General features: G+C 48.4%; 11 protein-coding genes. 2 read left to right on the top strand and 9 right to left on the bottom strand.

What is annotated here, in order from left to right; genetic code table 11:
• From istA to M0Q40_09775, 4 genes are all read right to left on the bottom strand, one after another.
• Positions 1 to 745 (bottom strand): IS21 family transposase (gene istA, locus M0Q40_09790; protein MCK9222893.1); only part of this gene is annotated, 745 nt, incomplete at its 3' end.
• A 46-nt stretch (positions 746 to 791) separates the two neighbouring features.
• Entirely contained in the window at positions 792 to 4346 is a 3555-nt protein-coding gene (locus tag M0Q40_09785; GenBank protein ID MCK9222892.1) for a DUF6259 domain-containing protein, read from the bottom strand.
• Positions 4347 to 4370: 24 nt separating this feature from the next.
• On the bottom strand, positions 4371 to 7562 hold the full coding sequence (locus tag M0Q40_09780; protein MCK9222891.1) for a DUF6259 domain-containing protein: 3192 nt from the start codon (positions 7560 to 7562) through the stop codon (positions 4371 to 4373).
• Between the two features lie 1555 nt (positions 7563 to 9117).
• Positions 9118 to 12576: a DNRLRE domain-containing protein gene (locus M0Q40_09775; GenBank protein MCK9222890.1), complete on the bottom strand. Its 3459-nt coding sequence runs from the start codon at positions 12574 to 12576 to the stop codon at positions 9118 to 9120.
• 1024 nt (positions 12577 to 13600) lie between these two features.
• Here M0Q40_09775 and M0Q40_09770 point away from each other — a divergent pair.
• Complete coding sequence (locus M0Q40_09770) at positions 13601 to 14512, top strand: glycosyltransferase family 2 protein (protein ID MCK9222889.1); 912 nt, start codon at positions 13601 to 13603, stop codon at positions 14510 to 14512.
• A gap of 187 nt (positions 14513 to 14699) precedes the next feature.
• Here M0Q40_09770 and M0Q40_09765 read toward each other — a convergent pair whose 3' ends face one another.
• Positions 14700 to 17000, bottom strand: coding sequence for a CehA/McbA family metallohydrolase (locus M0Q40_09765; protein MCK9222888.1), 2301 nt, complete (start codon positions 16998 to 17000; stop codon positions 14700 to 14702).
• A gap of 196 nt (positions 17001 to 17196) precedes the next feature.
• Between M0Q40_09765 and M0Q40_09760 the strand changes: the two genes are divergently transcribed.
• Complete coding sequence (locus tag M0Q40_09760) at positions 17197 to 18390, top strand: O-antigen ligase family protein (protein MCK9222887.1); 1194 nt, start codon at positions 17197 to 17199, stop codon at positions 18388 to 18390.
• Between the two features lie 57 nt (positions 18391 to 18447).
• On the opposite strand, the gene M0Q40_09755 is transcribed toward M0Q40_09760, so the two are convergent.
• The 4 genes from M0Q40_09755 to M0Q40_09740 form a co-directional block, all read right to left on the bottom strand.
• A complete protein-coding gene (locus M0Q40_09755; GenBank protein ID MCK9222886.1) occupies positions 18448 to 18861 on the bottom strand; it encodes an arsenate reductase ArsC in 414 nt (137 codons plus the stop codon).
• 81 nt (positions 18862 to 18942) lie between these two features.
• Positions 18943 to 19209, bottom strand: coding sequence for a GIY-YIG nuclease family protein (locus M0Q40_09750; protein ID MCK9222885.1), 267 nt, complete (start codon positions 19207 to 19209; stop codon positions 18943 to 18945).
• Between the two features lie 292 nt (positions 19210 to 19501).
• Positions 19502 to 21745 (bottom strand): DUF6528 family protein, encoded by a 2244-nt coding sequence (locus M0Q40_09745; protein ID MCK9222884.1) that lies wholly within the window; start codon positions 21743 to 21745, stop codon positions 19502 to 19504.
• 125 nt (positions 21746 to 21870) lie between these two features.
• Positions 21871 to 22686, bottom strand: coding sequence for a sugar phosphate isomerase/epimerase (locus M0Q40_09740; protein ID MCK9222883.1), 816 nt, complete (start codon positions 22684 to 22686; stop codon positions 21871 to 21873).
• Between the last annotated feature and the right edge of the window lie 331 nt (positions 22687 to 23017).

The raw sequence follows: 23017 nt of genomic DNA, 5'->3' as shown, positions 1-23017 counted from the left end.
TGGCAGGAACACTGTAAAATGAATTATCAAAGCGAATAAGACAATCACGTTGAACCTTTGCTGTTGTAGTCTTACTGGTATCTAAAGGAATTGAGGGTAAAGGCAAAAGATAAGGCTTCTCTCTGTTAAACGCTTCACCAACTGACTCCGGGTGTCGTTCAATATGATGCCTGGCATAATTCCTGCATTCTTCGAGCAGCATCTCGTTTAGTTCTGCCCATGAGCCCACTCTAGGCATAGGTACAAGGAAGTTTCTTCGAAACCACCCTACGAGGTTCTCAACCAGCCCCTTATCATTACCTTTGCCAGGTCGACAAAACTCACTGCGGTAAGCATAATGGGCTTCTAGCAGCACAATAGACTTCTGCTTCGATACAACATATCTACCCCAGCCTTCCTTTACGGCAGTACGCATGTTATCGTAGATTACTCGTCTGGAGACTCCATCGAAAAACTCAAAACCTAGCCGGTGTCCTTCCAAAAGAAATTCACTTTGCTGCGTGGGAAAGGCGGCCACAAAAGGCTTACAACTATAGCACAGACGCATGCAGAATAAGTTACACTTGGTTTTCGTGTCTTTTAAGTAAAACCACCCTTCGCCCCAATCTACCTGACTAGCTTCGCCTAGATCCCAAGTCAACGGGATAAAGGCTTCTTCGACTCTTCCGCGAATCTCCCGAACTGCACTCGCGACGGATGCATAACCACCAGCAAATCCCTTTTCATCGACTAGCCTCTGGTAAATACGAGTAGCAGTATATTGCTGTTTCTGTGGGGCTTCCCGATCTTCCTCAAGATACTTCTATGAGTGTTGGATACAGCGGAAACGGACTGGGACTGGTAAAGACATCAGCATAGTCAGTGAGCACTTGGTTCATCTTGCGGATAAACCCAAGGGTCTCGGGAGTATACCACTCGCTAGGTGTGCCCATTAGCCACACGCCTTCTGCGTTGAAGAAAACCTGTTTCAGGCTTTGGTAGTTGCTCCCGATCGGCCTATCTACAGTAATGATTTCAATGGTCTTAAAATCCGGGAAGGCAAAACGATATAGGTTAAGACCATGAGGAGACCAGTCAGGCTGGTTTAGGCCCACCGCATAGCTAAAGGCGCCGTCCTGGTACTGGGTGATTACATCCACGGGAGCTTCCTCCGTATAAAGCACCACTTCCGTCGGTAGTACTGCACGTACCTTGTTAAGCAAAGCCGCCTCACCCCGGATGGGAGGAATACCTAGCTCATGCCCGTGTTCGCTGCTGTAGCAGAATTTTTCATAGCCGCCAAAGCCTAGTTGGTCAAGATAAAATCCCCGGGCACCCGTCACCTCCCAAATACTTCGGTACGTACTAGAAAGGTAGTCTTGCCATGGTTCACAGTGGGGACATAGGTCGTAATTCGGACTCCACTGGGGATATGGCCTTAGGTCCCTATTGAGCAACTGCCAATCGGCGCCATGTGCTTTGCCCACGAGGGATTCTGGGCTAACCAGATATCCTTCAAGATATAGTCCTACCGGTATACCCTGTTCGTGCACACCATCGATGGCCTCTTTAAAGGCAGCGGCCGATCCTAAGTATTCCCAAGGGTTGTAATCCCCCACACGGCCATGGGTAGGAGTCCATGCCCAGTCAAAAAGATGAAGGTAGTCTATAGAACCAAAGGCTTCAATATCCTCATCAATGGCTGGCTGAAAATTGAACACTTTCTGTTTCTCATCAAACATGCCACTTTTCTTCGGATGCCCAAAATGCATGAACTGCTGGCGGAAATTGAATACCTGCTGGAACCAATCCTTCCGTGGAGCAACCGGTTGGTACCAGGTATCAACCCAGTTTTTGTAAGCAAAGAAGCTTCCATGCCAACTACGTTCATAGACTCCTAAAGATGCATCGGGTAGTACCAAGGATCCCCCCGGTGCTATTGTGTTGGTAGCCTTGTTATCATAATAGACACCAAGACTGCCGGTCTGCTCCCCGGTTTTCGTTAGTTCAAAAATCTTGTGTGTTAGTTCTAGATCACGGGTAATGACGTAAAAGCCACCTAGTTCCGGACTAAAGAAGCTTAGAAACTGCAGAGGAAAGTATCCGCTATACAGTACTCCCGCGTCAAAAAGACGATCACTAATGTACACACCTCGCCGGGGATATACATACCAAAGCTGTCCCAGGTCATGTCGCTCTGCACGGGCAAAGGCAACGTTACGGATTGCTGGAAAGCGGATTTGCGGTGCAATCGTCTTCTCGCTTTGGTTTATCACCCTCAGTCCGAAAACCACCTCCCCAGTGCTATCAAACTGGCCGGTGAGTTCTAATTTGGTCTTTTCGGCAGCAAGGGTAAACGTAACGACATGATCTGTCACTGCCACATCTACAAGTGAGAAATCACTAGCGTTAAGGCCTCCCATATACTCGAAAATTGGGGATGGTGCCTGTAACATTTCAGTATCAGAGTAACGATTCCTCAAGGAAATGAGCCGGGGCTGATTTGTTGCTGTCATGATCAGCTGCATGACTTCATTCTCAAAGACAATACGTCCTTCTGCCTCGTAGATTCGCCCTTCCCCCGGGTTTTTCACCGAGTATTTAGGAGTATCTACTGGGGCTACAGCCTTTGGGTAACCAGATCCATGGGCCCACTCCTTTCTACCGATGGTAAGACCACCTAGGTAGAAGCTACCGTTACGCATTTCGTCTCGTAAGACAAGACGTGAGATGACCGATACCTTCGATGGAACCACGACATAGACCCCAAAACCTCTCTCAATCTGGTGGGTACCATTATCTAGCCGTTGCGGAAAGATCTGTTCCTTAGTACCGTCCTCATACTGAATCTCCAACAGGAACCGCTCCACCTGGCTAATGCTTGTAATGGCACCACTACCTAGGGAGGGGTCCTCATCCCCGACAAACCTAGCACCCATTAGTAGATAAAGGGACCTCGCTTCCTTGCCGATCTCCACACCCACTGATTCAGTGCCACTGAGGGTAGTACCAATCAGCTGGGGGGCTTCAGGATTGACCAGGAAAGGCACTGCCTCATCCTGGGTAATGACAGTGATTCTTTCTTCTCTGAACCATTTTGCATCAAATTCATCCCGTTGAAAAGGCAATGCTACATCTACTTGTGCCCCGACTAACGGTACGGGATCGAATTCGTCTAGGTTCACATCGTGCCAATCATAGGCATAGTCTAGGTCATCACTAAGCCGCCGTTTGCCATCCATAATTGACGCAACCGTCACAGGAGACTCATCCTCCCTCGGTTGCAGTTTGCAGTTACCGGAATAGAAACCCAATGAACCGATCTCCGCGAAAGCATCCGGTTGGCCGGCTTGCACTTGGACGATGATCGTCTTAATCGTGATCGATGGTAGGACAGCCACCGCCGTATTCCATCGTCCATCATCCTGTAACTGATAGAGGTTCAGAGGAATATACTCGCGTTCGTCAACATCATAGATGAAAATAAAGAAATCGCTGTGGGGTTGCCCGGTCCGAGTAGCGGTGTTTCCAGCCCGATATCGCACCACTAGGTAAGGAGTATCTGTTACATCAATTAGTTGATCGTTATCTAGGGTGCAGGTCCACTTCATCCCTTTACCCACTTCGGAAACGGCAAACCGCCAAGCCTTGGCCTCTTTTGAATAGGTCGGTGGTGCGGGGACTTCCTCCAGAATGGGATTATCCGTGGGATTGCCTAGCCAGCTGGGCCGCGCCACCCACAGGGTTTTATCGATGGGAAGTACTTGAGACTCTTCAGCCATGGACAGAGCACGCTCACTTTCAACCTCTCGGTGGTAGTCATCCTTTGTACCAGGAGCTTTCACTACTTGTGCTCCCTGGGGTAACTCATTACTAAAAGCGATGTCATCTATACATAAGCTGGCATTACCTAACCGCGTTGCCTGCACCTGAACCCATATTCCTTCGATAATCCTCGCCTGGATACCGTGCATCTCTATGGCTAACAGATGCCACTCGCCGTCGGAGATTATGTCTTTGGCCATGACTAGGTGTTCCTCTGCCCTGCTTCCCTGATTTACAGAAAGGACGAACTCATCGGTGGACGTATTGAAGTTCTCTGCTCGATAGCGAAGCAGGAAATAGGCATCGGCATCAACAGTTTTTGGTATTTCCTGCTGCCATTTCATCCCTCGGTTACGGGAGATAACGCTAAAGCACAGGCCAGCTTCTTGAACAGTGACATTAGACTGAAACGCAGCATTACTTACCGCTTCAGGCACCAGTCTCCAAACTGAAGCATCCTCCAGGCTATCTCGATAGGACTGGGCACAGGCAAAACCAGTACACATCAAGATCACTATTACAGCCACGAAAGCATTTCTCATGATGTACGACTCCCTTCGATATGATTAAGCTGAAGTTGTAGGCCCAGACTGTTGTACGATCACTCCCACCCCCTTCGGATCAATACTAAAGGACAAATACGCTACTCCCTCCTCAACGTGAGGTATTATTGGTGTTTCGTTCCACACATCCATATAAATTGCTCCCTTCCTATGGGGAACAGCTAGCAATTCACCATCAACTGTCCGAAAGTTGGCATTGTACACTGTCCATAGGTTCTCGTCCTGCGCGCTAAACTGGTTTGCATACACATCTTGTAATAACGTTGGATACAGCGGAGTTGGGTTAAGGGATGTGAAGGCATCCATATGCCTTCGATAGATGCTGGTCATCTTCTGAATAAACGCAAGGGTCTCGGGAGCAAACCATCTCGTGGCCGTTCCCATCAGCCAGATGGCCTCTCCATTAAAGAGAACACTCTTGAGACTATCGTAATCGCTGCCGAGGGGCTTATCACAGACAACAATCTCAATGGTCTTAAAATCCGGGAAAGCAAAACGATAGAGATTCAGGCGATGGGGTGAGCCTTCAGCAATTGCTAAGCACAAAGCATAGGTAAAGCTTCCGTCTTGGTACTGGCTAATCACATCCACGGGACTCTCCCCTGTGTAGATCACCGTCTCCTCAGGTATCGCTTCTCGAATCCTCTGCAACATGGCTCCCTCAGCTGGCAATGGATATGCCGGTACCCCATGCCCATGGGTCTCCGCATAGCAAGCCCTTTCATAGTCAGCTAGACCGAATTCATCAATGTATAGTCCTTTGGCATTGGTCTCAAGGCAGACCCGTTTGCAGGTTTCCACTAGGTAATCCTGCCATTTCGGGGCATAGGGGCAGAAAGTAAGTAAGGGAGAGCTTATCGATGTAACGCAGCCATGGTAATCCACCAAAAACCACTTGGCATCATCTCGCTGCAACATTCCCCAACGGGGATCAACTGAATAGCCGTTTAGATACAGACCAACAGGTATCCCCTGCTCATTGGTCTTGTCAATCTCTGCCCTTAGCAATTCTTTTGGTCCTAGATACTTCCAAGGGGCATAGTCCCCTACACGCCCTGTTTGGGGGGACCAACTCCAATCATATAGATGCAGATAATCCACTGAGCCAAACGCCTTCTGATCCCTAGATAGGGCCAAATCAAAGGAGATGGTGCGGTCATTTTCGTTAAAGATGCCGCTCTTCTCTGGGTAGGCAAAGTGTAGGGACTGTTGCCGAAAACTGCCGACCTTTCGAAACCACTCCTTCCGTGACACCAAGGGCCGATACCAAGTCTTAACCCACCGAGTATACGCATCAAAGGCGTGATGCCAGTCCCCAGGGCATACCCCAAGGGAAACCTTGGGCAGAGTCTTCGTTTCGCCGGGTGTGATTGTACCAGCAACCAAATCATCGTATCGCACCCCTAAACTACCTATGCCTTCTTCGGATTTACTTAACTCAAACAGTTTATGGGATAAACCTAAGTCCTGGACGATTACGTAGAACCCGCCGCCTTTTGCGTTGAAGAAACTCAAGAATTGCATTGGAAACTGCCCACTGTACAAACGACTCATCTCAATAGGCCGATGATCAATGCAGCATCCTCTCTTGGGATAGACATACCATAGATCTTCAGGATTCAAACAAGAGCTAGGCGCATTAGTTATGTTCCGCAGAGAAGGGAATATGACGGAGACTTGCTCGTCATAGGAGCTTAGATTAGTAAATGAAAGCTCCAGCTCCAACTCACCAGACTCGTTAAAACATCCAATTACTTCCGCTTTCCCAAAGCTCATACTTAACTCGACTCGCATGGCAGAGTCGGCAATCTCCACGTTATTTACGACGATGTCCTTTGAACTGACCCCATGGTTGAGTACATCAAACACCGGAGTAGAGCTCAGGAATACTTCGCATCCGGTGAGTCGATTGTATATGGACCTAATTTCAAACCCATCGCTGAGAGTAAAAGTGACTCTGGCAAACTCATTCAGAAATACAATGTCATCGCCTTCGACTGTAATCTCTTGTTTTCCCGGCCCCGTCTTGTGCCCGGCAAGGTATGTATACTGGCATCGTTGTGGCAACTTAGTACCTGGCCAAGGCTCCTCTCCCACAGTAAGTCCAGCGATATAGAAGGCACCATTTGGCATCCTATTGTGCAATACCACATCCTTCACTTGGGTCTTTCGTCCTGGAACCACCGCATAGACCCCAAATCCCGAGTCTATTACATGCTCCCCGGTCTGAGTATTCTGTGGGAAGACTAACTCAGAAACTCCATCAAGGTACCTTAGTTCGATGATAAACCGTTCCACTTGCGATATTGATGAGATGGTACCCTTCCCCCACGAGGGCTCCTCAACTCCCGTAAAACGGGCCCCAAGTAAGATATATATGGCGCCAGCAGAACTTCTGATGGGAACTACCATCTCCCCGGTCTCGCTAAAGCCCCTTCCCATAAGCTGCGGTGACTCAGTAGTTATATGAAAGGGTATGGAAATACCACCCACCGAGATAGATATCTTATCTCTTTCAAACCAGATGCCGTCGAATCTGTCTCCTTCAAATGAGATCCCCACATCATATTCCTGGTCAACTAGAGCCAATGGGGTAAAACCGGGGTAGTCGTGTACAGAATTGACATACTCGAACTCAAACCAATCATGTAAACTAGTAACCAAACCTGGAGACTCATTGATGACGAATTCCTCACCGCTGGGTAAGAGAAGCCGATCGTTTCTGCTGCAAAAGCAAAAAGACGCAATCTCAACATACGCGTTATCATCTTCAGCCTGCACCTGTAGGACAATGGTCTTAATCCTTATATTCGGTAGCAAAGCCACAACACCGTGCCAATGGCCGTCTTGCTTCAAATCATACAGATAAAGGGGTACATACTCGTTCCCATCTTCGTCAAAGATGAAAATGAAGTAGTTCTCACTACCGGCCTGACCGGTACTGACAGATGCGATGTTCTCGGCACGATAGCAGACAACTAGACACGGTAAGCCCGCATTGCTGACTGACTCATTATCGGAGCAGGTATAGGTCCATTTCATGCCCTTTCCCGCCTTCTGTACACAAAACAGCGCACCTCCAGCGCCATCCATACTACGTATAGCCTCCAAGGTATAGGATTCAGCCGGATTGGTCAGCCAAGAAGGACGGGACTTCCAGTCATGTGTCGCCAAACTAAGGTATCGTCTATTCAACTTGTGACCTACTTTCCTACACAATTTCAAGCTCATATCCGCGTACTCTTAGGCTTCTAGATCGATTTCCAAATTCCTGCTGCTCATCTTGTATGCTTCAGAACATGTCACCGCCGAAAAGAACGCGTTGATGCCTTAACAGATTTTGGAGCCCTACTTTCGTAAAAACATGTAACTGGAGTCTTTGGCTGCGAAAATCGACGTTCAAGAAAACATGTCAGCTAGCAAAGGAGGTTGCGACCGTGCAAATTGGCGTCAGGAGTCTTGTCTCTCCTTCGGAAGCAAATCAGGACTTCGTCCAGGGTCGCTTGGCCGGTGGATGAAAATGGTGTCGCAGTCATTCTAGAAAACACCAGGCCTCGTTATGTGATTCTGGAGCTAGTTTGTGGAGGACAAATTTCCAGTCTGACTATCAAGGATTGCCCATAGGCTAGTAGCCCGCCATATTAAGGCATTTGAGGCGCCGGCAAAGTGAGACAGCAGGTAATTTTGCTCCACGACATCCTCATAAAGCAAACCGGAGGGGGCCCAAGAGATGAGTCGTTCCCAGAGACGACAATTAATGCGCCGTTTTACACCTTTGCGGATCAAGACCTTTGTCCGACCAAGGTCGCGAGGCGGGCCTTGGGCTTGGTTAACAACGACCCTTCATTGAATTGAACGGCATCATTGTCCAATGTACAGCTGCTAAACTAGCAAAACTTGGCGTATCTTTGGCCAATGACTGGCTAACGGAACAATCGAATGCGGTGTGAAAGCAGTGATCAGGTGCGCCAAAACAATCAACAAAGCACCTGATTGGGGATGTAAGATCTCTTCGACACTAGACTCCAAGTTCGTCAACTATATAATCGATCGAGTAGGAGGGGGTGACTAACCCCCGTCCTCTCACACCACCGCTCATGCGGATCTCGCAAGAGGCGGTTCGGTTTCAGCAAACCTGACCTATGTCTTGCATGGCCCATCCTTGGTCGCTAAGCGTTCTTATCGTTTGCCCTCGATTTCCAACCTACTCTCAGATAAGTAACCTCTTTAGAGCAACTGCTATTCTCGCTTCCTCGGTAGACTACGACTGGTTTACTATCACCGTCAAGTCCTTCCCTCCGCTGGCTTTCGCTAGTTTCTACGGTACTATGACTCGAACTGACTTCTGCATGTTCAGCTCCACCTTTTAATGGAGGTTACTAGAAGGCAAATACATCATCACCTTGCACAGCGTACCATGCAGACCTCCCCTGTTAAGGCGTATAGTCTTTCACTCCACGTCTGCCACATTTACATAGCATACCTTCGGGTAGTCATTGGGCTTCAGTTTGTTTGGCAACCTTACCCGGCATACTCTGCCTTGTATGTGATTTCTGTCCGTCAGACCAGAGTTTTGCCTCCGACTTCCTTCAGATTCCGCCTCGCGAAGGACACCCTCTCTCTATGAAGTTAGTCTATCTCGTTCTAGCTCGTTAAATCTCAATTTTTCATAGGGAGGCAGAACGAGGAACAGGGGTGTTTTTCCACAAAGAGGACAAGATCCCTAAAAACGAGACATAAGACAGGTAGTTTAATGGGCCAAGATCAGTTGGGGATTATTACATAGTGCCTCTTTGCTCGTGAAAAACACCGCTGCTTTGTCGTGGGAGGTGGTGGACTCAATCCGAAATACTACCTTCCCCGGGTGATTGAGCATATACTCAGTTACATCGAGTTCGTACCATACGTCTGATCGGGTCACATTGAAACTACCTAACTGTATTCCCCTGTTCCCCGGGACGGTATCCCACGTGAGCCCTAGTATCTCCCATCCGTCTACCTCTACGCCGTACACAGTAATGCTCCTGCTTGGTAATGTGTCGACAAACTCGGCGTACAATCTGAGGGTAGCTTGTTTGACCGGCTTCCCATCAGGTTCAAACTCTAAGAAAGCGATCCTGGTCATGGATGGTTTCCCGAACTCGAACTTGACCTGAAGTTCACTCTCAAGATCGTGGTTTATACCGGCATGCTGACCACCCCGGATGTATGTATCATGGGAGGGGTGTAGAATCACGCTGTTCTCTCCCGCAACTATTGAGTTTCTAAAATCATACAATGCACCCTTAAGGTAGGTAATGATCTCAAAGAGTCCATCCGAAGGGACTTCCTTGTGACTTAGACTTGCCTCCACGTTCCTCAGCGCATTGGCCAAATTGTCCCTGCCTGCTTGGGTATAGTCCCCGGGCTCGACTCCAATACTGGCTGTCTGTAGGATTACCTTTCCCTGGTTAACCAGATCCATTAGCTCTACAAGATTAGTTCGACCATGGACATCACCGATTCCTGATAACTTACAAAAATACCAGACTAGAGTATTACACCACAACCACGCGTGTTCCTGCTGCTTGTAGAGGCTCTGCAAAACGGCATCATATCGTCGTTGTTCTACTTTTCCCGCAAGACTCTTCCACCCTTCTATTAACCATTGGACCTTAGCAACACCGTCGTAACATGAATCATACAAATGTTGGATTACCGTTTTCCCATTGCCTAACCGGTAGGTATAAGGTACACGATGAAACCACAGGAGCAATTCCTCAGGACATGTATCAAGATTGTTGTACATACTTGCAACCACCGGGTAGTACTGATCCACAAACCTGCTGCCTCTACGGGTACGATCAAAGCCAACAGCTTGGGTGTCAGCCCTGTGAAAACCAGTCCTTATTTCCGGTTTTGGATCGTAATGGGGACCTGCATCGTGCAGAAGACCAATACCCAGTGGGGCTGTATAGCTCTCATAAATGCCCCAGGAATCCAGTAGCATATTCCTAATGGTCTTGACCACTTCCCCATCAGTTCCGTAGGTCATCTTAACCCACTCATCGGCGATATCTTCTGCAGCAAGGCCAGGATCCCAAGCCAATCGGCCGAAGGCATACCAGTTTGCCTGGGCTAGATAATGCCCGGTCCAGTTGGGACTAGAACCGGTGTTTGCTACACCCGCGACAAGGGATAACCTTTGGTTAAATAGGGATCCATCGACGACCAGATCCACGGTGGAACCTGTGCCCTGAGCGTGCGTATCAAAGCTTATGATCTCTTTCCACTGGGGTGCAAGCCAGCACAAATGGGTGGAATGACCGGTATATTCTTGGGTTATTTGCAGTTCGATTCCCACATTACTACGGGGCATTCCACCGATTAGGGGCGATACAGGTTCTCTTACCTGGAAATCCAAGGGACCGTTTTTGACCTGCAGGATCACATTATCTGCAAACTCCCCGTCCAGGGGTTGGAAGACTTCATAGGCTTGCTTAACCCTATCCTCGGATAACCCACTGATCCCATAGACGAAGGCTCTCCAAATAAGAACACCGCCATAGGGTGCTAGTGTACCGGCTAACATATTGGCACCTTCGGCATGGTTACGGCCATATCTCAAGGGACCCGGCTGCCCTTCTGAGTCACCTTTCACCAAGAAACCACCAAAATCTGGGACATAGCTATATATCTCGGCAACTTTCTCCTCCCACCACCGAACTGCCTCCTCATCCACGGGATCGGAAGTTCCAAGACCACCAAGAAGGATGGGGCTATCAAACCTAACACTTAGGTATACCCTTATTCCATATGCTCTAAACAGATCCGCCAAGGTAGCGATTTGCAGCAATGTTTGGGACTTAATGAACTCCACGTCAGCATTCACGTTGTTGATCACTACCCCGTTAATACCCATGGAAGCATTGGCTCGCGCGTAGTCAATGAGTCGTGCATCTGCTTCATCGTATGGTTGATTCAGCTGCCATAGGGAGAGTCCCGCATACCCCCGCTCAATCGTTCCATTCCAATTATCCCAATGGTTTAAGAGTCTCAACTGGTTTCTTGGTCTTTCCATGATGCTTAGGTTATCAATTGGCTCTTGCTGTTGAATCAGGCTCAAAAAGCGAAAGGTCCCATATAGTACACCGCGGTCTGTGGATGAGGCGATGACAGTAACGTTTTGCTCATCCACGGTAGCGGTTCTAATCAGAAAACCGTCATCGCCTAGCAACGCAAGTTCCTGATTCCACCCAAAGGCGGAGATAAGTGGTGAGTCCTGTGTACCTATAACGATCGCTCCATCTTCGGTGATCTCCTCTAGGCAGGATCTAGGTGCACCCAACAGACCTCCCAGCCCCCGCTGTAATTCTTGTTTAGCCGCGTCAGTAATTGCAGATACTCCACCTATGACAATCTGGCTGGTGTAAACATCGTAGTACTTTAGTAAGGCCTCATCCTCTATCTGATCATACCGCAACCATAGCTGATCAAGCTCTTCGGTATCATCCTCCTCCATTATGTTTCCACTAAAGGCAATACCATCGTAATAGAAGATGCCCACCGAGTTCTTGTATGTTCCCAGGAGTATTTGTCCCAGGTCCTCTGCGGGGTTCTCCAGATTCAGCTGTCTTCTGAAATCACCATCAATATGTATCTCGACAAACCCTGCGTTTAGATTAAAGATGAGACAGACCTCGTACCATACGTTAGGTTCATAGGGCTGGATGATTGTTCGTTCCGTCGAGTCCCAACTAATATTGCCGTTCGCCAGAAAGTAAATGACCCCTAGTCTTTCACCACCACTGCTATGAAAATCCATGCGACCATGGGCCCCGGTCTGTGCAGCCTTCATCTTGAGGTTGACGGCAACGATCCCCTTCCTTGGAGATATGCTTCTCACCGCAAAGGGGGTCTGCGACGTAACTTGTGTTTTTTCCGTCTTAAGCATAGTGTGTTCTTCACCGGCAACGCTTTCCGTATGTAAGGTCACATTCCACTGATGTAAATCGATTTCCCAATTAGGTAAGTCGGTGGCAAAGTCAATTACCACGTTGTTTTCAGCCGCAATAGCCTTTACGCTAAGTTGATCAGTATTCATAGTATAAACACCACCTACACAAACAAACACAAGAAACAAGACCAGTAGTCCCTTCTCCCATCCGCCCAAACCCCATTCCTCCTTCGGTTCTCCCCACCTTATTCCATTCGGTGGTCTATCATCCAAGTGTTCTACCTCATCACTGACAAGGGATGCCCCGTTTTTCCTATCCATTTTAGCATATTTTGTAATAATGTTGCTACTACCTAGGGATCAAGTAGGTCAGAATTGGGGAAAGCGCCGTAGAAATAGTACATTACCTCATGATATCGCTGATCATGTAGAGCGCGGGTGGGTTATGCAGGCGGGAATACCGAAAACACTTGGGTTGACCAAATCACATTCTCTGGCCAAATGACAGGGGTTCCTTCTCATTTGGCCTGTGGTGTAGTGTTGATTAATCACTACTCAACCATGGATAATAACTTGAAATCTGCAATCTCAATGAAGGCTCCTGCGCTAATCGCCTGTACCTGAAAATCTGTGAACCACACGGACAGTTCCGGTACAGGAGCTACCAATGTGTGCCATTTCCCATCCGGGACGAGCTCGTATAGATAGGAAATCGACGGCTGAATGCACCGTATATGAACACGAACCAGTGGTTTCCGTCAACCCCGTCTTCTCTGTACGAATGTTACTGGCACGGTAAGTCACAGATAAGTATGGCGTGTCACCTGTGCTCACTGAAATTGGAGTGCTCCATTTCATGACCTTGTTTGCTTCATTGACACTAAAACGCCAGGCCATGCGATGAGACATCCTCAGGTGCCGAGGCGAGCTCTACGGCATAGTCATTAGCCGGGCTATCCCGGACCTAAGCGCCCAATCACCTGGTCATTAGGCTGAATCTGTACTTTCCCCGGTAATGTGACAGTCCTTTCCTTTGAAGCTAGCTACTAATTATGGGCATTCACCAGCGGATACTGCATCTGCACTAGATAGGTACGTTACGAACAAAACACCACTGACGCCGTCTTTTACACTGCTTTCTCTTCTCTTTTGTCGCATACTTGCTGAATAATGTTCCGCTATGATACGTGGAAACCCGGCTAGTACTACGAGTTGAAAGGACTTCCTGTCTTGATGCAGAATACTGTCTTGGTATGATCAAGTTTCCAGATATGGTTCAATATGAAGGAGATCCCAGATGATAGATATCGCCACAGCAATAGTCACATATAGAACCCCGGACTTGGTCTGTACGCTACTAGATTCCGTGGAAAAGGAAGCATTAGCCCATAGCTTGAGGGTTGTGCAAATTGTCGTCGACAATGACTCACAAGATGATACCTTACAGCGGATCAAAGAATTCTATCCCAAGACTAGGGCTATTGCTAATACAAGTAATCAAGGTCCAGCAGCCGGGTTCAATTTGGCTGTAGCCAAGAGTCTGGAACTATCTCCCTCATACATCCTCGTTGCGAACAGTGATACCGAAGTCACACCAGGTAGTTTGCTACGCATGTATGAGTTTTTGGAGAGGCATCGTGATATTTCAGCCGTCACTGGAAGACTCTACAATTCCGATGGTTCCCTCCAGAAACAACGGACTAGTATCTATCCGATAGCCATGCCTAAACGATATGCCCCTGACCCGCAGGCGTCACTGATTAGCTTTGTCGGTACCACTTTTGCTCTAATACGCCCTGAAGCCTTCAGCAGAATTGGGGGATACGACGAGAGCTATTACTTCTATAACGAAGACCTCGATTGGTCAACTCGGGCTGTGCGGGCTGGACTGAATATGGCGATTTTGCATGGTGTTAAGATCATCCATCATTGTGGTCGGGGAAGAAGACATAATGTGTCCAAGATCACCAAGCACCTGTATGCTAGTAATATCTATTACTTCAAGAGATTCTATCCCCGCTTGATTCCTTTAATCCGGGTGGCTCATCAGTACGAAATCCACCATCACTCTAGACGGCTAAAAGGAGTAAAGGAGCTTAGCCAAGCAGAGATCGAAGAAGGACAAGCAACCTACGAACAAGCCCTTCGCCTGATGCAAGCGGAAATCACTGCTCATACCACCCCGAGGATACCCAGCTTCAATTTCTAATCCTTAGACTCTCCCACACGGTTATTTGTCCACTGTGGGGCTCCCAGGCATAGTCTATATTACCTGCATCCCATGAAACAAAGGCACCGTGTTGTCGCTCCTGTCATCGGTTCCCTCAAAAGCCCAAGCAGGACAAATCAGTCGCATCTGTGGTCATTGGCTGTCCTCCATCCTTGAGAGCAACCGGTCACTTTGTTTTGGCCGTGGATGTAACCCATACTGGTGAAGTCCAAGCGATTCCTTCGTAATCCAAGCCCGGCTCTGGTTTTTGAATCACCTCAGCGTAGTACCAGTGATTCATGGTATCCTTGGGCTCATCGGTGAAGGTATACGTCGTAGGTTCGGAGGTCAGCTTCTTCCGAGTATCGACCACTTTACCGTCCCGGATCAACCGCACTGAAGTGATCCGAGTGGTGGGATGCACCTGCACCTCAATGGTGTTGCATCTTCCGCCGGCTGCTACTCCACCCATGAAGGTGCCATTGACCCTGATCCAAGTGGCCAGGAATGGTCCGTTGGAACTAAAACACCGCCGTTGCTTAAGAGCCGAAAATACATCCTGCCTGGTCATATCCTCAGCCCACAGTCCGGTGATCGCCTGCTCGTAAATCCCGATGCCGCCATTTGGATGGCCTGGAGGACGATTATGGTCTGTACTGCCTACCATTCCAAATCGAAACCCTTGTTGCAGCAGTGTATTGATAGCCCGGGGTGCATAACCGCGACCTTGCACCGCTTCCATTACCCAATCAAAATCCGGATGGAAAGCACCATCTCCTTCAATAATGTCTGCGAAGGGAAGCCCATCTCCATGAAAGTGCCGAACACTAAAAATCCGATCGACCAAGTTCAACTTCCGACAAGCTTCATGAATCTCCGGCAATGACTTCATCCAACGCAATCTCCGGATCCCAAACTCTGCAGCTTCCCGTTCTAGGAAATAGAAGTTGATGTGGCCTTTTACGGTGGATAGGGGTCCTTCAAACCCATAGAGCGTGGCAAAGGAGCCAGGATCATATGCTGTATCTAGCAGATTAAGGAGTTCTCGCCATTCCTCTTCGGTAATCTGATCATCATGGTCCGTAACGCTGTAAAAGTCGAAGCCTCTCACTTGCATTGCGTAACGCAAATGATCCATATAGGTGCCGTCATGTTCCGGTATACACTTAGAAACCAAAGAATGACGATGGATATCACCCCAGAAGCATTTTAGGTTTGTGGAATCCACTGCTACCGTAGGTCGTGTTTTCAACCTAGGCCGGTCCTCAACGGTAAACCCTAGACAAGATAAAGTCTGCTTCACAATTGGTCTACGTCGATAACCCTGACTGCGGGCGATGTTAATCCGGCGGGAATGAATAGTGCCCCGCTGGGAATCAAAACTGCAACTATGGTAAATACAGTAGAGTTCTCGTTCAGCAGTCTTCACCACCTGGATTGGCTCATTGTAACCAACGTCAAGGCTGACCTCTACAGGTTCGCGCCAGTCTCCTGCGGCGTCCCTAACCATTTCATACAATTGCCAGCCCCAGTCATTGACCAATGTCCTTGCTCTGATCTGACCCCTAAACCAACGGTAGAACAAGCGAAGACAACCATCAAACTCAACAGGAACAGGACCAAAAGCCTGGTACTGCTCATCGGGATCCTCAGGTACCGGTGGTATGGGCACTACTTCCGTTGATAGTACCCCATCCTTATCCATTCCCACCAACCAGACCTGCCCACTACGGTTAAAACCATAGACATGCTGACCCCAGACCTTCTCTTCCCGATAGCTGATCCAAGCTGTACCTTTACCAGTCGCAGTTACTGCAGGGGAAGTGGCATAGCCTGTTCCTGGCAGCTGATACTTCTCAAACCCACCTTGTCCCAGATCCAAGTATCCCCCAAAAGCACAAAATCGTTGGTCCACAAAGGCATCCCATGCTATCCACACGCCGTTGCTCTCTTCCGGTGCCATAGATACAGACCATATATCATTAATCCGAAGACCCAGGTCCTCTAATACCCATTCGTCCGTACAGCAAGTTTTGTATAAGGCTAAAGTTGTCTTCTTGTCCTTAAGGGTGATCACACCCAGCACCACCGTACCATCGGGTAATGCCACGGTCTTAGCCGAGAGCACACTCCCCTCTATGGACATGGCGGACACCTTATCCTTCCGTTGCCCAACCATAAGCTCTGTAATGCCATTACGCCTTTCGGTCCAGAAAGCAAGAGATCCGCCTTCCGTAACGTTAAGGCTTTGAAGTTCTACGTACTCTGCTGGATTAACAACATAACAGGACTCTACTTCCACAAGATTGCTCGTGAGCTTAGCAACAACAATCTTGGCCTGATCGTGAGTGTACTCGCCCTGCATCCCAAGGGAAATACCTTGCGAATTTTTGGACTCACTCCACATCAACCACACTTGTCCCTTATGTATCGCAATCTGGGGAGCAGCATCACCAGCAATTGCAGACATATTGTGTTCCCAATGCATTGTTCCACTCCTATTCACTTTGCTGTAACTTTGGACTGTCATGTACATGATTCGTTGATTATGCTCCCATACCTGCTTTCTAATGACCTGTGTTTCACCCACGTGGAAACAGGACTATTAACCTACAAAGTCGAATAAGTACTGGACTGAATTAGTCTAGGAACCTCCCGGACTTGATAATAAGGAGAATGTAATGGTGTCTACACCTTCTAATAGGGCGATCCCCTTCGGTATCCGCCTGGGGTTAGCCTTTGTTTTTTTTGGTTTTGCCTTAGGGAGTGTCACAGTACCCCTTGCAGTGCTTTTGCTACTGGGCCTGGTACATTTCAAGGATGTCTACCAGATAAACAGAACCTATCTTGCTTTGCTACGCCGACCGATGATCATATCAGGGATGGCATATTTGCTTGCTTTACTTGTAGCTAGTATCCTATCGGGATCAACTATGTCTATGGGCATGTGGCTAGCCACCAGCCTGATGATCGTTGTCCCCTTGTTCTTTGCTCCCTACGTGCAAGGCAGTCTACTCACCCAAACCTTACTGCCGTCTTTGGCCCTTGGGGCGATGGTGACCGGTGGGCATTCCCTGTATTTGCATTTTACTAAACATATCTTAAGGGCCCGGGGAATTTGGGCCGCTGTCAACGGGATTGGCCTTGTAACGGCAATGACCTTGTTAATTCTAATCGGTGCCTTCCAACACAGTCAGGGGTGGCGACGTCTTCTTTATCTAGGTGGCATCATCGGTGCTGGTGTTGCACTATTTCTGAGTATGTCCCGGGGCGCCTGGCTTGGTTTCTTGGTGGGCCTTATCCTCTATGGAGTGCGTAATCGCAAAACCGCCATTGTCGCCTGCGCGCTTCTTCTTATATCAACATTGGTCTTTACATTTTCCTTGCCGCTGCGGAACCGCTTAATCCGAACCTTTACTACCCCGGAGCGGGGTAGGTTTGAGATCTACTTAACGAGCATCAACATGGTTAAGGACAACCCCATTATTGGGATTGGCGATGGCATGTTTCAAGAACGATATTTGGACTACCAAATAGAAGACTCAGCCTACCCAAATTACGCCTTTTCCCAAGCACATAATATTTTCCTCCAAGTTGCTACGGAAAGCGGTTTAATTGGGTTGGTTGGTTACTTAGTGCTGGTAGGGGCTTTACTACTAGCTGGCTTCCGACTTTATTTGCAACCAAATCACCTCAATGGAGCCCTCTTCTGTGCCCTTATCGCCGGAATGGTCCATAACATGGTCGACTCGTTGTTTGACGTTGTCGGCATAGGAGGAATGTGGTGGCTTCTAGGGATCAGCCTGTACTATGTCTACTGGGGGACATCCTTGCACCTACAGGAAACTCCCTCTAGTAACAAACAACCGCAGACATAGAAGGAACATTCCCCCTACTAAAATGCAGATGCAAACCTTGAAAGAGAGCGTCCAACCTTAGGTAAGATTCAATTGGTTCTTAAGTATGCGTTGTCGTAGTTGCTTGACCTTCGACTCAATAAGGTATGCCGTGGTGATGAAGACATCGTCCCCCTTGCCAGTGGGATCCTCAATGCCCCAATCCTCTTGATACCGATGGGGTATATGCGGACACCCAACAATGCATCCCATGGTGATGACAAGATCAATATCAGGGAGTTCTGATAGCAGTTTCGGATACTGAGTGGCGTTCATATCTATTCCATGAAGCTGCTGTATTACCCGTACTGCGTCTTGATTTATCTCTTCCTTCACTTTTATCCCTGCGGAGAAGGATTCAAACACATCACCGGCAAATTTCCGGCCAAGGGCTTCGGCCATTTGGGAGCGACATGAATTGTGGACACAGATAAAGGCAACTTTAAGCACGATGTATTCTCCTTACACAGATGGTTCTGGCCAGAGGAGCCTGTTGAAAGAGGATACCCCGTAGGTATTCATACAGATGAGTTACTAACCCGTGCACCCACCCCTCTTGACTAGCTTCACCTTCTCCAGGCGGGAGAGTTTTTTGATCGCGTACTCCCGGGCGAGGGCAGCACCCTTGGAGGACGACTCCTCTACATAGACTAGCCTCACGGGTGTTCTGCTTCTGGTGTAGCGCGCTCCCGTACCCTTATTGTGTTCATCAATGCGGCGCTCTATATCCGTGGTATAGCCTGTATACAACGTACCATCGCAGCACTGCACAATATATACATAATGGCGCACGTCTTCCATCTCTGATAGGTTCCCTTCCATAGTCCATTCTAACAAAAGCCACAGCTAGTCCACTAAACACAGCATAGCAACTTTAACAGAGGCAAGCAAGTAGCATCTAGATCATGAATGCGTACAACATGGATGACGCTGCATCGACGTTTTGGGTAACAATTTTGGTACGAGTTTTATGTGGTACCTAACATTATGTGACCTGACGGGGTACTCACGACCAAAGAAAACCAGTCGTCACCCTAGCTTATTGACTTTTTTGCCGCCCTTGTAGATAGAAAACCTTGAAAACATTCATTAACTACTGATAATCGGGATTCCACACACGAACCTTATAAAAGGCGGCATCGGTTCTGATCCGACTCGCTTTGGGAAGATACAATTCGATCGTATCAGTGGTCCAACTGTACAATGTCCCTGCTTTTGGCTTGGAAAAAACGATACGGCCCGAAGGAGAGTTACCCACGCCTTTCACATTACGAAGTTCGCACATATCATCGTCCAGAAATGGTGTCAACCAGGTATCCGTCGATTTTTCATATTGATAGACACTAGAAACTGTCGTGACCCATAGCCGATCCGTATTTCCGTAAACCGGTGCGAGATCGTGTCCTCCGAAAGTCGGGAGGGGGCTCTCCAAGGCTTTCTTCAGCATGGGAGCATCGAGCGTACCCCCCACCTCCAGCGCGATCAAACGATCGTCCCCAAGAGCCCAAAGAAGATTGTGCTTGGGATCCCATAATACTCCGTGCGCACCAGGCAAAGAATACTCAGTATATACCGCCGAATCCGGGCCTTGTGAAGATGTATAGACCCGCACAAAGCCTCCGGTACTTGCTGCGACCGCAATATTGCCGTTCGGGAGCAATTCCACCGAATGTAGGTTGCCACTGATAATCTGAGCCCATTTTCGAAAATCCCCTCTCGGATATGGTACAATCGCTGCAAGCCCTTTCGAATCAACGACAACCATCCACTCCCCGCCCCAAGACTCACACCTGCGTAGTTTCATCCCGGACGGATTACCCCATGCCTGGGTGAAGCCAGAAAAACCATTACGTTCATTTGGGTACCATGACCACTTTACTGCTTCCAACATGTCCCAATCCTCAACACCCGGATCGACCACGAGGATTCTCTTAGAAGCCTGATCGGCTACCGCCACGAGAAAGTCTGTCGGTTCCGAGCTTAGGCAGAACGTTTCTTCCATTCCGAAAAGGGAAAGCTGAATCTGGGGACTTGCTTCTACCTTACAATTGATCCGCCACGTACCCGTATTTTGAGGTACCGTGAGAGTAAATGGTATCCCGTTTTCTGCAAGTAATCTGTCAAAGGTCGTATCTATAACTGACGCCGTTTGAAACCCTGAAACCTCCTCGTACTCTCGGGTTTCAAAGTTCCAATCAAGACGGGTGAATTCCGCCGTAACTACAATAGAGACACCGGGCAAAAAGGACGCCGCATGACCACACAAAAGTCCCTCTACTTCCCCACCTTTGCTGTCGATGTCCGTAAATCGTAAATCGACTTCAGCCTTCCCGGCCGTCAGCGAAAAAGACTGTGATAGCCTTACTTCATCGTCTTGCACATACTTAACGGTAACCTTCGCCGGTCCAATTGGAATGCATTCGGCCGGAATCATAGCAATATTATCTTCTTCGATAGGGGAAACCGTAAGTACCGGTCCCTCACCGGAAGTATCCTTAGCCAAGGGACTCAAGGATTCCACGAACACGCGGTACTCGCCGAGCATGGGTTGATTGGCCCGAATACGTACCGCAATGGGTTCTCCGTAATCCACGTTTTTCAAAGGAAGCACAGTACCATAATCGTTAGCTTCGCCAACCTCGACGCGGCTTGCTATCGGTCTGAAACCGGGTCTTGTCCGACTTTGAATTTGGGCAGAACCGGAGAATAACCAAAGATTTCGATGATTTTCCCTTCGAGGTAATGACGATACATGAACAGCTACTGGACAAGCCGATGTAAGATACATGACGGATTCCGTTGAAAGTAGGGACTCAGAGAGATTCTTGTATATGGCAATATGTAAAAGGCCCACTGTTTGATCAATGCTCAAGAGCGCTGTATAGTTGGCATCATCAAGCATACTCGTCGAATAGAGCGTAACCTGCTTATCCTTCGACTCCAGATCGTTTGCAGATTTCTCTTGCCCTATGGCGAGCCGCAGGCACTTTGTCGGAAAGAATCCCCCGTCCTTCTTTACCCAACTAAGGGTCACATACGGACTAGAGTCTTTGCTCGAATCATCCTCAGAGGTACCTACTGCTAACCAAAGCGAGTCCTTTGTTCCTGCGTCATCCTCCCCAACCCAAACGCTTTCAGCGGTAAAACTCTCGTTGGCTTGAATAAAACCCACTTCGTAACCTAGGTTAACCGCATTTCCCACCTGCGCCCACGCAACCGTATTAGGATTATGAGTAAGCAACCAGGACGCAAACATTAACCCAATTCCCATAATCGCTATCGACCAGAATTTGTCCCGCCAAATATTGGGTGAATGCTCAATCCGTCTTAATCGCATCCGTTCCACCTCTTTGAATATACAATATCCCATTGACTATTCATACTCGAAATCACAAACGTAACCAATCCCTGCGGTTTGTCTCTACAATCACGATCCCATTGGCACTGCAAGGTCCCCCGGCTTTAGTCTAACGAGCTTAGCAACTTCTTCCACCACTCCGTCAACTCTATGGCGCCGAAGCCAGCCGATGCGCCCACTTCAAACATTAAAGGACCCTGAAATCCATTCTCTGCCAAGGCACGCACAACCTCGATCCAATCGATCACACCTTGACCGGGCGGCCAGTGCTTTTCATCCAAACCATCGTAGTCTGAAATATGGGTAGCTTTAATGCGGTTCCCTACCCGCTGAATAAATGTTTGAGGCGTTTCCTGCAGTAAGTGGTTGACGTCACAACAAACGGCAAGGGACGGACTTCCTTCCAGAAGGAACAATACTTCATCGCTGGTATTACCAAGACATGTCCGGGGCAAACACTCGATAGCAAGGGTAATCCCATAGCCAGACGCAAATTGACTCAAGTGAGCGAGCGATTGTTGACATCGCTTGAGCCATTCCTTCCTTTCCTCATCGGGAATCGGCTCGTAGCTCGGGTGGATAATAACGGTAACCGGGTGCCATAAGGCACTTTTTGCGATGAGATCTTCGACGCCTCTAATCGCTCGACTCCGGGCATCCTTATCCGATTGACCCACATCCCATTGCCATCCGAAGGGTAAATGCACCGATTGAATGTGCATGTTTTGGTTTCTTGCCCAGCTAAAGACGTGTTCTACCTCACCATACGGATCGTCCTCTTTCCTAGGTAAAATGACTTCTAGGTGAGCGACTCCTGCCGAAACACAATCACCAATTGTTTCTTCATTAACTGGCCGAAGCATTGATGATGACATGCCGAGTTCCCAACATTTTGGATCCGCTGTATTTGCATTTCCCATCCTCAATTCCTCCTCGTGAAGTCCATGCGCAATGCAGATTGATACTCTGATCACATTCGACGGCAAGTTGGTCGCAGAATCACATCCTTGGTTATTCATTCATTAGCCTTAAACTTACCTATCGGGGCTTCTCCCACAGGATTACTATGACAAGCATGCACTGCAGAGACGTTGCTGATTGTCCATGACACGATTCCATTACCCAAATGGTTCATCTCCGTAAGTGTTGATCAAAATGATTAGAAAAAGGACATCGGGTAAATACTCCCAATAGAGTTAAAACACAAGGAGATGACCCGATGTCTACTATCAGTATACCCAGATTGTTTGG

The organism is Limnochordia bacterium (genome assembly GCA_023230925.1).
GTDB lineage: Bacteria > Bacillota > Limnochordia > DUMW01 > DUMW01 > JALNWK01.
This window is presented reverse-complemented; position numbering and strand designations above follow the sequence as displayed.